Source organism: Flavobacterium sp. W21_SRS_FM6, assembly GCF_052119645.1.
Classification (GTDB): domain Bacteria; phylum Pseudomonadota; class Gammaproteobacteria; order Enterobacterales; family Alteromonadaceae; genus Paraglaciecola.
The window spans coordinates 138,948-154,515 of record NZ_JBGQOM010000009.1 but is presented as its reverse complement, the minus strand read 5'-3'; the positions used below and the strand labels follow the sequence as shown (position 1 = coordinate 154,515).

Annotated in this window: 14 protein-coding genes; 6 read left to right on the top strand and 8 right to left on the bottom strand. The window is 44.4% G+C overall.

The window, feature by feature from the left end:
- Window positions 1-3: 3 nt before the first annotated feature.
- Entirely contained in the window at window positions 4-252 is a 249-nt protein-coding gene (locus ACEN2L_RS15460; RefSeq protein WP_306023920.1) for an EF-hand domain-containing protein, read from the bottom strand.
- A gap of 105 nt (window positions 253-357) precedes the next feature.
- Window positions 358-1,353 carry an oxygen-dependent tRNA uridine(34) hydroxylase TrhO gene (gene trhO / locus ACEN2L_RS15455; RefSeq protein ID WP_306023919.1) on the bottom strand — a complete coding sequence of 332 codons (996 nt, stop codon included), beginning with the start codon at window positions 1,351-1,353 and terminating at the stop codon, window positions 358-360.
- 283 nt (window positions 1,354-1,636) lie between these two features.
- Here trhO and ACEN2L_RS15450 point away from each other — a divergent pair, with 283 nt between their 5' ends.
- The gene (locus ACEN2L_RS15450) at window positions 1,637-1,957 is read left to right on the top strand and encodes a hypothetical protein (RefSeq protein WP_441745008.1); all 321 of its coding nucleotides are present in this window, start codon (window positions 1,637-1,639) and stop codon (window positions 1,955-1,957) included.
- Between the two features lie 47 nt (window positions 1,958-2,004).
- Window positions 2,005-2,592 carry a CBS domain-containing protein gene (locus tag ACEN2L_RS15445; protein WP_306023917.1) on the top strand — a complete coding sequence of 196 codons (588 nt, stop codon included), beginning with the start codon at window positions 2,005-2,007 and terminating at the stop codon, window positions 2,590-2,592.
- Window positions 2,593-2,630: 38 nt separating this feature from the next.
- Here the strand turns inward: ACEN2L_RS15445 and ACEN2L_RS15440 are convergent, their stop codons facing one another.
- The 4 genes from ACEN2L_RS15440 to yejK form a co-directional block, all read right to left on the bottom strand.
- Complete coding sequence (locus ACEN2L_RS15440) at window positions 2,631-3,143, bottom strand: VC2046/SO_2500 family protein (RefSeq protein WP_441745005.1); 513 nt, start codon at window positions 3,141-3,143, stop codon at window positions 2,631-2,633.
- Window positions 3,144-4,059: 916 nt separating this feature from the next.
- Complete coding sequence (locus ACEN2L_RS15435) at window positions 4,060-4,866, bottom strand: M23 family metallopeptidase (protein ID WP_306023915.1); 807 nt, start codon at window positions 4,864-4,866, stop codon at window positions 4,060-4,062.
- Window positions 4,859-5,734 carry a 6-carboxytetrahydropterin synthase gene (locus tag ACEN2L_RS15430; RefSeq protein ID WP_441745003.1) on the bottom strand — a complete coding sequence of 292 codons (876 nt, stop codon included), beginning with the start codon at window positions 5,732-5,734 and terminating at the stop codon, window positions 4,859-4,861. The genes ACEN2L_RS15435 and ACEN2L_RS15430 overlap by 8 nt, the downstream gene beginning before the upstream one ends.
- 58 nt (window positions 5,735-5,792) lie before the next feature.
- Window positions 5,793-6,815 carry a nucleoid-associated protein YejK gene (gene yejK, locus ACEN2L_RS15425; RefSeq protein WP_306023913.1) on the bottom strand — a complete coding sequence of 341 codons (1,023 nt, stop codon included), beginning with the start codon at window positions 6,813-6,815 and terminating at the stop codon, window positions 5,793-5,795.
- Between the two features lie 147 nt (window positions 6,816-6,962).
- Here yejK and ACEN2L_RS15420 point away from each other — a divergent pair, with 147 nt between their 5' ends.
- Both ACEN2L_RS15420 and ACEN2L_RS15415 read left to right on the top strand, forming a co-directional pair.
- Window positions 6,963-7,181 (top strand): DUF1414 domain-containing protein, encoded by a 219-nt coding sequence (locus tag ACEN2L_RS15420; RefSeq protein WP_306023912.1) that lies wholly within the window; start codon window positions 6,963-6,965, stop codon window positions 7,179-7,181.
- A gap of 9 nt (window positions 7,182-7,190) precedes the next feature.
- A complete protein-coding gene (locus ACEN2L_RS15415; protein WP_441745001.1) occupies window positions 7,191-8,735 on the top strand; it encodes a DUF3413 domain-containing protein in 1,545 nt (514 codons plus the stop codon).
- A gap of 82 nt (window positions 8,736-8,817) precedes the next feature.
- On the opposite strand, the gene ACEN2L_RS15410 is transcribed toward ACEN2L_RS15415, so the two are convergent.
- The gene (locus ACEN2L_RS15410) at window positions 8,818-9,693 is read right to left on the bottom strand and encodes a putative RNA methyltransferase (protein WP_441744999.1); all 876 of its coding nucleotides are present in this window, start codon (window positions 9,691-9,693) and stop codon (window positions 8,818-8,820) included.
- 295 nt (window positions 9,694-9,988) lie between these two features.
- Window positions 9,989-12,217 (bottom strand): catalase/peroxidase HPI, encoded by a 2,229-nt coding sequence (gene katG / locus ACEN2L_RS15405; RefSeq protein WP_441744997.1) that lies wholly within the window; start codon window positions 12,215-12,217, stop codon window positions 9,989-9,991.
- A 299-nt stretch (window positions 12,218-12,516) separates the two neighbouring features.
- Between katG and ACEN2L_RS15400 the strand changes: the two genes are divergently transcribed.
- Together ACEN2L_RS15400 and ACEN2L_RS15395 are read left to right on the top strand one after the other, a co-directional pair.
- Window positions 12,517-13,194, top strand: coding sequence for a hypothetical protein (locus ACEN2L_RS15400; RefSeq protein ID WP_306023908.1), 678 nt, complete (start codon window positions 12,517-12,519; stop codon window positions 13,192-13,194).
- Window positions 13,195-13,408: 214 nt separating this feature from the next.
- A complete protein-coding gene (locus ACEN2L_RS15395) occupies window positions 13,409-15,493 on the top strand; it encodes a TonB-dependent receptor plug domain-containing protein (RefSeq protein WP_441744995.1) in 2,085 nt (694 codons plus the stop codon).
- Window positions 15,494-15,568 lie beyond the last annotated feature (75 nt).

Here is a 15,568-nt window from a genome sequence, read left to right as displayed (position 1 = left end):
GGCTTAGTATTCCCACCAAGATTGCTGCCACCATTCTAAAAACTCTTCAAAATCAATTGAACCATCGTGGTTCTCATCAATTAAGTTAAAACCTTCTTCAACATGGCTAGCTTTAGTTTTAGGCGAGAGTATGGTCAGTAAATCGATAAATTCAGCAAGACCAATTTCACCATTGCCATCAGTGTCAAAAAAATCAAATTCTTTGCGGATTTCTGCAACTTTTTCAGCGGAAAGCGTATTTTGTTCAGACATAGTCAATTCAATTTAAGTTTTGTTACGGTGAGTTTACCGTTTAAGCCTAGCGAGTGTCTAGGCTGTAATGCAAACACTTGTTTTTTCTGCTCTTAAAACCATCAATTAGCCGTTACTTTTGCCCAAAGCAGCTCGCTGAGCACGGCGCACAGCCGCTTTTTGCTGACGTCTATGTTTAATTGCTTTGCGAGCATCTAATCCCAAATGCTCTTCTTCCCGCGCTTTGGCTAAGTTAACCTGTTTTTCTCTTTCGCGAAAACGGGCTAGTTGCTCTTCGCTATGGGTACCAAAACATTTGGGACAGCTTACGCCCTTTTCAAATTGCGGACTGTGCTTATCTTCTTCGGTAATGGGTAAACGACAACCATAACATTGGTCGTAGTGGCTTTTCTCGAGATCATGATTTACGGCAACCCGATTATCAAATACAAAACAATCACCCTGCCATAAACTTTGCTCTTTGGGCACTTCTTCTAGGTATTTTAAAATACCGCCTTCAAGATGATACACCTCAGCAAAACCCTGCTCTTTCAAATAGGCAGTGGATTTTTCACAGCGAATACCACCGGTGCAAAACATCGCTACTTTTTTGTTTTTAGCTGGGTCAAGATGCGCTTTTACATAGTGGGGAAATTCACGAAATGACTCGGTATTGGGATTTACCGCATTAGTAAAGGTACCGATTTCTATTTCATAATCATTACGGGTATCGATGACGAGTACTTCAGGATCAGAGATTAAGGCGTTCCAATCTGACGGTTGTACATACGTACCTACCGTTTTTAGCGGATCAATACCTTCAACGCCCATGGTCACGATTTCTTTTTTCAATTTTACTTTGATGCGATGAAAGGGTTGCGTTTCATCTAATGACTCTTTGAACGATATTGGCTTTAGACGAGGATCACTGTTTAAATAAGCGAGTAATTCATCAATGGTTTGACGGGTACCAGAAACCGTTCCATTAATACCCTCAGAGGCTAAGAGTAAGGTACCTCTGATATTTCTTTCTTCCATAAAAGACAGCAAGGGCAAACGTAGAGCTTCGTAATTTTCTAACGTAACAAATTTATACAGGGCACAAACAACAAATTTAGACATAATATTACCTTGCGAGTTGGGGCGTAATCCCAGAGCAAAAAAAGGGCGTGGAATTTAACAAAGTGCGCCATGTGATTCAAGCAACCGCAATAAATAATGTGTATATTTTAAGCGCTTCTAACAAATAATCACGTCTAAGTGTAAAATTAGCGTAAAAAAAACCATCTAGCATTGAATAAACCTATCAGCACCACTATTGCTTAATGTAGAGTTAAGAAACATCAGTAAAATAGCGCAATATAAAGAGTCTATTTACTTCTTTTGATAATTTTTAAGGCAAACAATGAGCACACTTACTAACACAGAAGTTAGACGTACTTCCCTCTTGGGGATTACGGTAAGTGCTATCATTTGTATTTTGCTAACGTGGCAAGCGAGCTTCAAATCCAACGCTAGCGAAAGCGCTTTTACAAAAGTTGAACAAAATGTATTACCGTTCTTAGATCTACACCCAGAAGATGTCGATTTTGACTTGGGTATTCCGGCTCAAGCGTCTAAGCACCTTCCTTCATTTTTTAGTATTCCTCATTTCAGTACATTGCTGTCAGTGTATTTTCATGACATCTCTGTACCTCAATCGCGCGCACCGCCTTATTCACTTTAACACCTACTAAACCCTTATTTTAATTTAGTTATTGTTGGAGTATTACCATGAGCAAATACAAAACACTTGTATCTATTCCCTTGTCACAAGTAAAAACCTTAAACGTAAATGAAGTTGTTGAACCCCTAGAACTTGATAGTCCAGCAACTTTTGTCATGACCGATTTTAGCCGTCGTAGCCCACGTATAATCGATGGCGATACCAGTATCGATGAAACCATTAATATTATGAATAAAATTCATGTGCGCTCAAAGTTAGTGGTCGACAAACACCTCAGCCTTATTGGTATTGTCAATTTAGCGGATTTGATGAGTCGCAAGGTACTGATGACGGCCAATCAAAAAGGTGTAAAACGCTCTGAAATAGCCCTTACTGATGTAATGGTCAAAGTATCTGATTTACACGCGGTGAAGCTACAAAAAGTTCAAGGCTCAAGCATAGGTGACATATTGGCCACCATGCGCAACTTAGGCGAACAACATCTATTAGTGTACGATAACGACAAACATATTCGCGGTGTTATTTCAGCTGTCGATATTGGTCGCGCCTTACGTATTCCTTTGGACATCAACGCCACTGCCCATAGCTTTAAAGATGTCTTTAATGTCATTCATGAGCACACTGAATTAGGTTGATACCACGATAAAAAAGAGAGCATTGGCTCTCTTTTTTATTAAGCGCTTGTTGCAATAGGCTCGGTTTGATTAATGCCTGCCAATAAATCAAACAGCTTAGTGGGGTCTTGGGCTACCCCACTATTATTACCCGGCTTCACACGCTGACGGGTTGTTAATGCACAGTTTTCTAGCACCTCATCAGGAATGTGTTTCGCATCGTTAAACAGCGATAAAGGCTCGGGATGCATCGCCAACCATAATCTTGCATTTTGTAACTCCCCCCTTTGAATAAAGCGCTCGGTGTGTACCACCTCTTGCCAATAGTCAACATTCGCAGCTAAAGGTGCACGACGATAATGTGAAAGTGAAGGAATGTCAGAGGCTGGACTTTGCGCTTCATCCGCTGCTATGTGTGGGCGAAACAGTATATTTTGTTCAAGCATAGATAACAGTAAAGCAAACTTAGCGCCCTGCTGGGCTGCGCGGTTTAACTCACCGTTGTATTCAATGTCCCTAAGTTGCTCACTAAAAACCGAGCCAAACTCAATTGTCGAATTGACATTCTGCAAACAAGCACTCCAAACAATATTCTATGTACTGTATCGCTGAGTGCGGTGCATACTTGAGGGGTTTATAGTTTTTTAAAGATAAAAGAGTTGGCCTGCGGCCGGCAAAGTATCGCTACTCGATAGGGCATGCACTTTACTTACCCGCATCCATGCGGGATATGACTGACCATCCATGTTCAGCCAGTCACTTTTTCTCAACAGCCAGAAGAAGTAACCCAAAAGGGCCGTGCTTCGGCCGACTTAGTCCTCAACTTACATCCTAGTTCGAAGAAATTTTTTTCTCCCCGTATAAACGTTCCCTGAGTTGCGCCAGAATTTACTGAGTAAACTGGCAGGGAAAGCCAGTTTAGCTTTGTCGTGTCGCGAACACGTCAAAGCGGCTTGGTATATTCAAGCTACTCAGGATCAGAACGTTTAGTGGGGGCGGCTTCTTTTGCCTACTTTTCTTAGCTGTTGAAGAAAGAGTAACTGGCATGTCAGGGATGACATGTCATATCCGCAATAGATTGCGGTAAGCGAAGCGCATTGTCTTGGTGGCCTCAGGCCATGTACTCTCGACTCAAGGCTCGCCGGTTATTGGCTAAATTTAGTAGGTCAATTGGCATGGATAGCCAATTGAGCTATTCGCTGTCGGGAACAGCTAAAAGTGGCCTGCTTAATTTGGTTAATAATCGGAGTGAGAGCCTTGCTGGAGAGCGGCCCTTTTTGCTTACTTTTTACGGCTGTTGTTAAAAAGTGAGTCGAGCCACGGGACGTGGTTTGAAATTAGGCAGGGATGCCATAAGCGCCAGCGCATGCTTGGTGCGCGCAGCGGAGCGCATAATCTTAGTGGCCGCGGCCATGCTTAGTGTGCGAAGCACATGCTGCTGCTTTGTAAGCAACGCGCATGCATTGTCGCAAAGCGACAATCAAAGTGTTAGCGTTTAGGCACTAGCAACGCAGGATCCAGCCTTTCACCAAACCAGTTGATCCGCCAGTCAAGATGCGCGCCTGTCACTCGGCCTGTCGCACCAATTTCAGCGACTAACTGCCCTTGTTTTACCGGTGTGCCTGGTTCAACTAAGCCCTTACTTAAGTGTAAAAACGTTGAGCTAACACCTAAGCCATGGTCAATGATCATGGTGCCACCAGAGTAATACATATCTGGCACAAAAAGCGTCACAATGCCATCAGCTGGCGCATACACTGGTGTGCCTGTCGGCCCAGCCACATCTACCCCGTAGTGAGGATTTTTTGGTGTACCGTTAAACACCCGCTGGCTGCCATAAACACCGCTTATCGGGCCTTGTGCGGGCCAAATAAAGTCTTGCATAAAGTCACTGCGATCATCATCACGTTGACGTGCAGCGGCTATTTGGCTGTTATCTAAACGGATGCGTTCTGTGACTTCTGGGGGCGGTGAAACATACTTTCCCGCCACGCCTTCGATTCGTTGAATGTTATATTCCCGTGGGCTAAGTTGCAGCGTTTTTTGCATAAGTTTACCGCTGGCGTCTTTCCAGCTTAAGGTCTGGCTAAGCTCGGCATCTCGCCCAAAGCCGACGGCAAAATAGCCCTCTGACGATACGGTAATATCCTTACCATTGAGCTTTAGCTCAGATCCGTTTTTTAATTCACCGCGTAGCAAACTGCCTTGGGTTAATTGCCCGACTAACTCAAATCCTTGTGCAAAAAGGCTGGATGAAAGCAGCAAACCAACACAAAAAAACAGTTTACTAAGCATAGGCAATCGCCCCTTTACCCACACCTTCAAAGGCCAACACTTTATAAGCAAGCTGCGGCGCTAAACGTTGGTGTTCATTGGCCATAAATTGGGCTAAACACTCTACGGTTGTATCCGTATCGATTATTTCAGACTCGGCTTGGGGGATGGCCAGCTCAAAACGCCCTTGTGAAGACTCATACGCAAATAACCAGTGCTGTGAAAAATCCCCTTCGCTTAAAGTAAAACAGACGTGTGTTTCATCAACAATGTCTTCTGATGAGCCGATGTAGATATCTTGCCAGCGTTGTGCCCAATACGCTTCTAACTCAAGGTTTTCTTGCTCGTTAGTAAACACCACCACTTTTGAACGATGACCATGGGCGATACGCTGGCAATTTCCGTCGTGTTTTTTCAAACCATGGGTGTAGTGATAATAGGGCGTATTGATCACTTCAGCACGGAGCATCAACTCAATACCTTCTACGTTGTCAGGTAAGTGCGTGGCAATCACGTCCTTAAGATAGTCACTGACGCTGGGCATCGTGACGTTATCAGCATACACAAAGGCATACGCTTCGGCGGGACAATTTAAATGAATAGAGCGGCCACCCGGGCGCAAAAAATCTACTTTGACGTAATCGGTTTTGTTATCGCGCTCTAGCTGAGTGTAAGCATGCTCGACCGGTACTAATAGCTTATGATCGATGTGCAAATCGATTAAATATTTTAATTGTTTTTTAACCTTAGAAAAATCCAGCACCATGCTTTCTTCATTAAGGTCACCGTTTAGGATCACATCGACAATCCAGCTTTCGCCTACCATGCCTCTTTCTGGGCAAAGATAAGAAAAATCCATCACGGTTAAATCGTTAACAAATAATTGCATGGTTGCGTCCGTTGTCCTCTGTCACTGTTTCGTAAGTATATCGAGTCATTATAATCTGTCAGCTTTGTGACTTGGTTAATTGGTCTTTCAAATTAGGCGGAATGCCACGGATCATCAGGGTATCACTAGATGCATCGTAACTGATACGGTCACCTAATAAACTGCGCTCAAAACTCAAGGTAATGCCACCCCCTGCGCCACTGAACTTAGCGAGGGTTTTAAGCGCACTGCGGTCAGCTTGAAAGGTTTCTTCAACGGGTTTTTCAGCGTTTTGATTAAATTGGTAAAAGCTGTTTTCTTCACCTGGCAGTTTGCTGGCCAACTCTTTAACCTGAATATCTTCACCGTGTTCGAGCTTTTCTTTGTAATATTCTGCAACCTTTTGACGGGCTTGATTTTTTTCTTGCGGATCAAGCGCTTCAGCGGCTAAGTATGCATCAACCGTATTCAGTAACTGCTTGTTTTGTTGTTTGATATCAACCAATTCTTCACAGCCAATGAAGTGCATGAAGAAGTCAGAGACTTTACGACCCATCCGACCTTTGATAAAGCTGATATAACGCTGTTGTTCGGGCATCACGCTTAGCTGCGTTAGATCGATACGTACCGCTAACTGCATTTTAGCCAAATCTAGATGGTCACTGGCAGTGAGTTCAAGTGCACTGTTGATTTCAACGTGTTGCTTAGTGTTGATAATAGCGATCAGTAAATAATCCGTGGCTAAAAACTGATAGTGACTAAAAATAACAAAACCGGTTTCAACACTGCCGGTATCTAACAGGGATTTCTTAAGGCGTTCACTGGCATTCACGCTAAATTTAACAAAGTCACCTTCATCACGAATGGCTTCTTTTAACATCTCAGCAAACGGTACTTGAGGCTCGTCGTCTTCTGCTGCTGGTTCAACAAAACCACCTACACCTTTGGCAGGTTTTACGTTAAACGCATGATTAATTTGCTGCGCTAAATCTTCAATGGCTGGACTGACGTCAAAACAGCTATTTCGAGGAATTAATACCAACTCTTGTTGTTGGTTAATACTAAGTTGGTGTACAACAAAGTGGTGTATCAGAGCACTCACGGTATATCCTTTTGCGCTATTACGAATCGATTAAAATTAAGTGCACAAACTATGTTAGGCCAAAACGCGAGGTTTATTCGCATTTTCCCCCGTGCATTGTTACTATCTCGCTAATTGCACTCGCCATTATTTTCTGAGTTATTTTACATGCCACAACAATCAAAATATTCTGACAATCAGTTTGAAACCATCATGCATGACATTATTGTTGTGCTGGAAAAACATCAAGTAAATCGCGATTTATCGCTCATGGTACTAGGTAATATCTTAACCACTATTTTTCAACAGCAAGTACCAGATAATCAGCGGGCTAAAATGGCCGAACAGTTTACACAAGTGCTACTCAAAAGTATCAATGGAAAATAAAAAAGTTCTATGATTTTAGTTGAAACGCCACGTCGCAAATTAGTCACCCAATTAGTAAATTGGGGACATTGGTTTACACTGCTCAATATTGTTATTGCCATTATAATTGCGGCGATTTATATATTGAACTCACCTGCTCCAGGTACACCGCTGGGCACCTTATATTTATTTACTAACTGGTTCAGCCACATCGGCTTTCTGACCTTTTTTGGTTTTGTTATTTTAATTCTGCCCATGTGTTATTGGGTTCAAAACGCCAAAGTGGTCAAAGTCACCGCCTCGGTAACCGCCGCGATTGCGCTGGCTTTATTGGCCTTTGATGCACTGCTGTATAACAAATATGGCGTTCACCTTAGTTTTGGTTCTGCCAACTTAATACGTGACGAAGCACAAACCGCCTTAGCTGAATTTGGCTGGCAACAGTGGGGATTTTTGTTTTTACTGTTCGTGGTGTGGTTATCTTTTCAGCTTATCGTGGCCAACGCCTTATGGAAACGTATTGAGCGCCTGCAAAAGCGTAAATTAGGCTTACCTATTACCACTTTTTTTGTGACCTGTTTTGTTGCGAGTCATGCCATGCACGTTTGGGCTGATGCTAATTTGTATCAACCTATTGTGCGCCAAGACGATATGTTCCCACTTTCATATCCAGCAAAAGCCAAAACCTTATTGGCAAAGTATAACTTGCTTGATATTGAAGATTACCAACAGCGCAAAGAGTTACAGTTTAATCAAAATATTACCGGTATCGCCTACCCCAGTGAACCTATTTATTGCCCAGTTGATAGCGCTAACAAAGTGGCGATATTAATTTTAATGGACGGTGACCTGCCGGCTAGCTTGCCCGGCTTGATGCGCGTTGAGAATAACTTCGGTGTTAACAGTAGCACTGACAATGCCATTAGCTCGGTTGTGTATGGGCTGCCAGAGCTGTATCACAATGCGCTAAAAGGCTATACACCCATCCTGTTTGATTTGCCGCAAACCCAAGGCCTAAACGTATCGGTGTATTTAAATAAAGAGAGTAATAAAGACGCTAGTTGGTCTGACTTTAAGCAATCATGGCAAGACTTTAAATTGGGCCTAAATTCCGGCACCAGCAATCTCTCTGTTGGTTTTATTGATAGCGAGCAACTCACTGAGCTACTTGCCCAAAACGTAGTCAATGAGTACAAAATAATGCTCAGTACCTTTGCCAATAATACCAACTTTTCACAAAGTTTAATGACCAACTTTAGTGTGAATCACAGTATTTCTAATCGTGAAGATTTGGCCCCAACCGCCCTGCGTTTATTAGGGTGTAACGCGCCTGCCAAAGCTTATAGCACTGGCACCAGTTTAACCCATGCTAATACGTCTGATTATGTGGTCAGTACCAAAGGTAACCGAGTGATGCTGTTTACACCGACTAACCGCTTTGAAGTCTTAAGTAACGGTAATGTTAGAGCTTATGACTTACAAACCGGCGAAGAGGTATTTAATCAGGTAGATGTTAACTTGCTCAGTCAGGCGATTAAAAAGCTCAGTCGGTTTTCAGCGAAGCAAAAAAATTAAGCGTCATAAATACAAGCAAGAAACGATTTAAATAAGAAGGGAGGCCTCAGCCTCCCTTTTTTATGCGCCTTGATAGCTAATATTAGTCTTTGTTATTGATCATTAAGGTAATGTCAAAGTCAGCACTTACTGTCTTTAGGTCTTGCAGTAATTCACGCTTTCTGTCTGCTGATATAGTCCAGTAGAATGGCGTCATCATCAATAAACTTTCACGCTCTGAATCAGAGTCTAAGCGTAAGGTAAAGGCTAAACGATGTTGACTTACTAGATTGAAGTGAGCGGGTATGGATGTGTCAACATCGTGACTTACCGCGTGCTCGTAAACGTATTGTTTCAGTTCAAATAAATGCTGACTGGCTGGGGTTACCTTGAGCCATAGCCCCCCACTTTTTAGCACTCGGCTCACTTGTGAACTATCACTAGGAGCAAATACCTGAATCAGCGCATCTTGGCTGTCATCCGTAAGCGGTAAATTAAAACTACTGGCTACCGCATACTGAATATCTTTATATTTTTTCGCCGCTTTTTGAATAGCAGATTTTGAAATATCACTGCCGCTGGCATTAAGCGTGAAGCCTTTTTCAGCCAACATGCTGCGAATGGTAGCAAGGTAGTAACCCTCACCACATCCCGCATCATATATCGAATAGACTGCTTGTTTCTCAGCGGCCGTCTTATCACTCTTTAGCGCCACAAATAGCAGCTCAGCTATTTTGCTGGCCAAAGGTAAATAGTGATCTTGTGCTAAAAACGCTCTTCTGGCAGCGACCATCTCTTTGTTGTCGCCAGGATCTTTACTGCTCTTTTGCTGGGCTAATAATAAATTAACGTAACCCTCTTTGGCACAATCAAAACTGTGTTGCTTGTCACAACGCCATACCTTGTCTTGCAGCACGAGTGGATTGTGACAACTGGGGCATAGCCAAAACGGAGAGTGATTGTGATTGTTACTGTGCATTGGCGTCCTATTTACCCACTTTGAGTAGCAAAATCGCGATGATAACAGATTTAACCCATTTACTGCTTAGCTCATCGTATACTGCTGATATGAGACTGTTAATGTAAGGGTCTCCTTATCATGCCGATGACCTTGGTTTAGCGATACGCCTAAATACTCCAACTTTACAACAAAGTATCCCGTCTATGCTTCGGCTGGTTTTGCTACTAGCCAGCTTTTTGTGTGGCATCGTAAACGTCACAAAAAAAGGCGATCCACTGATCGCCTTTTTACTCCACTATGTTTTAGGGGGTGTTTACATCATGTCGAAGCGATCTAAGCGCATCACTTTAGTCCAGGCTTTCACAAAGTCATCGGCAAACTGCTGACGAGCATCGTCTGACGCATACACTTCAGACACCGCTCTTAACTCTGAGTTTGAACCGAACAACAAGTCAACAGGCGTTGCAGTCCAACGTAATTCACCACTTTTACGATCGTAACCTTGGTATAACCCTTCCGTTGTATCAGACTTACGCCACATGGTTGACATATCTAGCAAGTTAACAAAAAAGTCATTGCTTAATACGCCCGGTTTACTGGTAAGTACGCCATGTTTGCTGCCTGCTATATTGGCATCAAGTGCGCGCAGGCCACCAACTAACACCGTCATTTCCGGCACAGTTAAGGTCAACATATTGGCTTTGTCTACTAACAACTGGGCAGGCGAAAGCGTGTTACCTTCGGCAAAATAGTTTCTGAAACCATCTGCGTGAGGTTCAAGCACCGCAAAAGATTCAACATCGGTTTGCTCTTGCGTTGTATCGTTACGACCAGGCGCGAAAGGTACCGATAGTTTATATCCACCTTGTTTAGCCGCTTCTTCAACCGCAGTTGAACCCGCTAATACAATCAAGTCAGCCAAGGATATTTGCTTACCGCCTCTGGCGTTTTTATTGAAGTCGTTCTGAATGCTGCTTAGTACACCCAGCACCTTTGCCACTTCTTGTGGATTATTGGCTGCCCAGTCTTTTTGTGGTGCTAAGGCTATGCGTGCCCCATTTACACCGCCACGCATATCCGTACCACGGAAACTAGAGGCCGCTGACCAAGCCGTTCTGATCATCTCTGGCCCCGCTAAGTCAGACTTTAAAATGGCTTTTTTAAGCTTTTCAACGTCTTTACTACTAACCAGTTTATAGTCAACAGCTGGAATCGGGTCTTGCCAAATCAAATCCACTTTGGGCGCATCGGTACCGATGTAACGTGCTCTTGGTCCCATATCGCGATGGGTTAACTTAAACCACGCTTTTGAAAACGCCAGTTCAAAGGCTTTAGGATCTTCATGAAACGCTTTAGCGATTTTGTTGTAACTTGGATCTTCTTTTAAGGCTAAATCCGTAGTGAACATAATCGGCGCATGACGCTTACCTGCCACATGCGCGTCAGGTACTAAATTAGCGGCGGCACCGTCTTTCGGTATCCACTGCGTCGCACCCGCTGGACTGAGGGTTTTTACCCACTCAAAACCAAAGAGGTTATCCAAATATTGCATGGTCCATTGAGTGGGACTCACTGACCAAGCACCTTCTAAACCACTGGTGACTGTATCTTCAGCGTTGCCCTTACCACATTTGTTTTTCCAGCCAAAACCTTGCTCTTCAACCCCAGCCGCAGCGGGAGCGTCGCCCACACATTCTTCTGGTTTGTGCGCACCGTGCGCCTTACCGAAGGTATGTCCACCTGCAATCAAAGCAACCGTTTCTTCATCGTTCATTGCCATGCGACCAAAGGTATCACGAATATCAGCAGCAGCTGATATCGGATCATGATTACCATTTGGGCCTTCTGGGTTTACGTAAATCAAGCCCATTTGCACAGCCGCCAGAGGTTTTTCTAGCTTTCTTTCACCACTGTAACGTTCATCTCCACCAAGCCATTCTTTTTCTGGTCCCCAATATACGAGGTCAGGCTCGAAGTCATCTTCACGGCCACCGGCAAAACCAAAGATGGTAAAGCCCATGGACTCCATCGCCACGTTACCAGTTAACACCATCAAATCAGCCCACGAAATACTGCGGCCATATTTTTGCTTAATTGGCCACAGTAAACGGCGTGCTTTGTCTAGGTTAACGTTGTCTGGCCAGCTGTTAAGGGGTTCAAAACGTTGTTGTCCGCCTGCACCGCCGCCTCGACCGTCAGACATACGATAGGTGCCTGTGCTGTGCCACGCCATGCGCACAAAGAAAGGCCCATAATGGCCATAATCTGCAGGCCACCAATCTTGTGAGGTGGTCAATACCTCAGTGATATCTTTTTTGACAGCTTCAAGATCAAGTTTGTTAAAAGCTTGGGCATAATCAAATGATGCACCAAGTGGATTAGACGCTGGGTCATTCTGGCGTAAAGGTTGAAGGTTAAGTTGTTTAGGCCACCAAAATTGATTGGTTTTAGGTTCGCCTTCAGCAAAAGCTGACTGCGAGCTAAGCAGTGGCGTAAGCGCCAATGAAATAGCAGTAAGGATATGGAGCGGTTTTTTCAGCATAATAGTTGTCCTGTTGTTGCACTGATGTCCGCTGATAAGCATAGATGGCAATGAGCAAATAGCAGAGCTGGAAAAACAGATTGACCTAATCGGCTTTGTTAATCATTTGTAGCATTTTATTTTTTAGCGACTTATGTTATGCGCTGTAAACTAAATCTCTATGCCAATGGCCTTAACGCCATTAAAACTGAAGATAATGACGTAATCCACGAGGTAAACGCCGCAAAATATGCTACTGTGCGCGGTTTATTTATACCAATTGGTATTATTGCGTATTTTACATATCGATTAGGCAGAATATGATCCCTTGGACCCATCTAGATAGCGCCCACATTCCCAACAATGGCGGCGAATTAAAATTTATGCAGCGAGGTGACGAGTTTTCAATTCGTTTGTCAGGGGTACGCGGTGAGTTAATGAATAGCCGAGTGTTTAACTCTGAAAAAGTCCTGTCTGAGCTTGGTTGTGCTCACCTCACACATACCGATAAAGCGCACGTTTTGGTTGGAGGACTTGGCATGGGATATACCTTGGCGGCCGCATTAAAAGCGGTGAACAGTAGCGCACTGGTCACCGTGGCAGAACTTATCCCAGAAGTCGTTAAATGGAACCAAGGTCCTTTAGGCGCTTGTGCTAAAAACCCCTTAGCTGATCCGCGTACACAAGTACACATCGGTGATGTCAAACAGCTGTTAGTGAGCAATACGCCCACCTTTGATGCCATATTGCTTGATGTCGATAACGGCCCTGAAGGCCTCACTCATGCGGATAACAATTGGATTTATTCAATTGAAGGATTAGAAAGTATTTTTACCACCTTGCGCCCTGGCGGCAGGCTTGCGGTGTGGTCAGCCGGTCCTGATTATTTGTTCACTGTACGTTTGAAAAACGCAGGTTTTAAGGTAGATACTCGTATCGTGCGTTCGCGCCCAGGCAAGGGCAGTAAACACACTATCTTTTTGGCTAAAAAGCCTTAAAACAAATTATGTCACCAAACATTCAATTTAACGACGTCAGTGATAGCGGTAATCTAGAGAATAAAGTCCAACGAGTTTGTCGCTCGCCGCTATAAATTGGCCTTTAAATCTCCTCGTTCGACCTTGGCTTTTATGCTATTATTCGAGGCTTTATTTTTTAGCAATATTACACTGCACAAAGCCTTATTTTTCTTCGTTTAAGGATAGCCATACGATGTTTTCTTTATCTACACACCAAACTACCAGCGTACTTTTTATCATCTTTAATCTGCTTGGGAGTTTTGAATCACGCGCCAATAGTGCCTTCGATAGTGGGGTCCCAGAGCTAAGCGCTTCTCAACAAGTCCCTCAGCAACAACACTCTCACGAGCATGACGAGCCAAAAGAGGCGCATGAAGATGAGGGCGAACACCACGAGCATGACGAAGAGGTCGAATCTATCGTTGTGTTATCAACCCGTTTAGGGCGCTCAGTCAATGATGAGCCCATCCGTGTAGAAATTATTAATCAAGAAGAACTCGAAGAAAAAGCCATGATGCGCCCGGGTAATATTTCTATGCTAGTGGCAGAAACAGGTGGGGTACGAGTTCAAACCACCTCTCCGGCTCTCGGTAGTGCGAATATTCGTTTACAAGGCCTGTATGGTCGTTACACCCAGCTACTGAATGATGGGTTACCGCTTTACGGAGGACAGGCCACCTCTATTGGTTTGCTGCAAATTCCTCCAACTGATTTATCTGGGGTCGAAATCATTAAAGGCTCAGCATCATCCCTTTACGGGGGGTCGGCGATGGGCGGAGTGATCAATTTAATTTCACGTAAGCCTAAAGATGAGGCAGAAGGCGAGTTGCTATTAAACGCGACATCACGAGATGGACAAGATATCACTGGGTACGTTGCATCGCCCGTCAATGATTCGCTAGGGGCTTCGTTGACCCTCGGTGGCCATCATCAAAGCACGCAGGATTTTGACGATGATGGATGGATTGATCTGGCGGGCTATGAACGTTTTACCGCAAGACCCCGTGTGTTTTGGCAAGGTGAAAACGGCGCAAACCTATACGCGACAGCTGGTTTCATGACAGAGGAGCGTCAAGGTGGCACGATATCTGGCCGCACCACTCCTGATGGTAATGCCTTTGTACAAAACCAAGACAGCGAGCGCTTTGATGCAGGTATGATTGCAAACGTGCCCTTGAGTGAAGCCTTAGATTGGTCTTTGCGTAGTTCGGCCATGGTGCAAAATCATAACAAACAGTTTGGAGAGGTCGTAGATGACGACCGTCACGAAAGTTATCTACTTGAAAGTGCCGTTGCCGGCTACACCTTAAGCACTCAATGGGTGGTCGGCGTTGCCTTGCAATCTGATCGTTTTCAATCAGCGGATTTTCCCAGCTTCAACTATCGCTACGACGTACCTGGCATCTTTGCTCAAGCCGATTATGAAATCAGCGAGCAACTATCAAGTTCGTTTAGTGGTCGCTTAGACGATCATAGCGAATTTGGCACGCAGTTCAGCCCACGTATTTCCTTACTTTACCGGCCCGATGAGTGGACTATCAGGGCATCCTATGGGCGAGGTTATTTTGCCCCCACGCCCTTTGTTGAGGCGATTGAAGCGGCGGGTCTTGCTCGCCTTGCGCCCTTACGTGATATTCAAGAAGAAAGCGCGGTAACATCTTCGTTGGATGCGGTTTATCAGTATAAACAACTTGAAACCAGCTTAACCTTGTTTAGCTCAATGGTGGAGGGTGTGACCGAGTTGGAGGCCTTTTCGTCGCAAACCGCTGGACCACTGGACCGCGTTCGTTTAGTCAATGCAAGGGGTAAATCTCGCATCTACGGCTCTGAGCTGATGTTACGTTATAAATGGCAAGACGTTAAAGTAACCGGCAGTTACCTGTTTTTAGACGCCACCGAGTTTGATGTAAACAGTGAAACACGCCAGCGCATAGCGCTTACACCTCGTCATTCTGCTGGTTTGGTTGCCATGTGGGAGCGACACGGCGAAGGACGTATAGGTTTTGAAGCCTATTATACTGGCGAGCAACGCCTTGATGGCAATCCGTATCGCGCTACGAGTAAAGCGTATTGGCACCTGGGTTTACTGGGTGAAATAACCATGGGCCAATTCAGCTGGTTTATCAATGCAGAAAATCTGCTTAATATTCGCCAGACCAAAGAAAACCCCTTGGTTTTGCCCGCCCAAGCACCAGATGGTCAGTGGACCACCGATATTTGGTCACGTAACGATGGATTTATTGTCAACGCAGGTGTCAGGATCCGCTTTAAGGGCTAACAAACGTTTAACAGCCTCCAAGCTTAAAGTGGCTTGAGGCTCAGCCAATAGTGTAATGTGGCCTGACTACTGCTC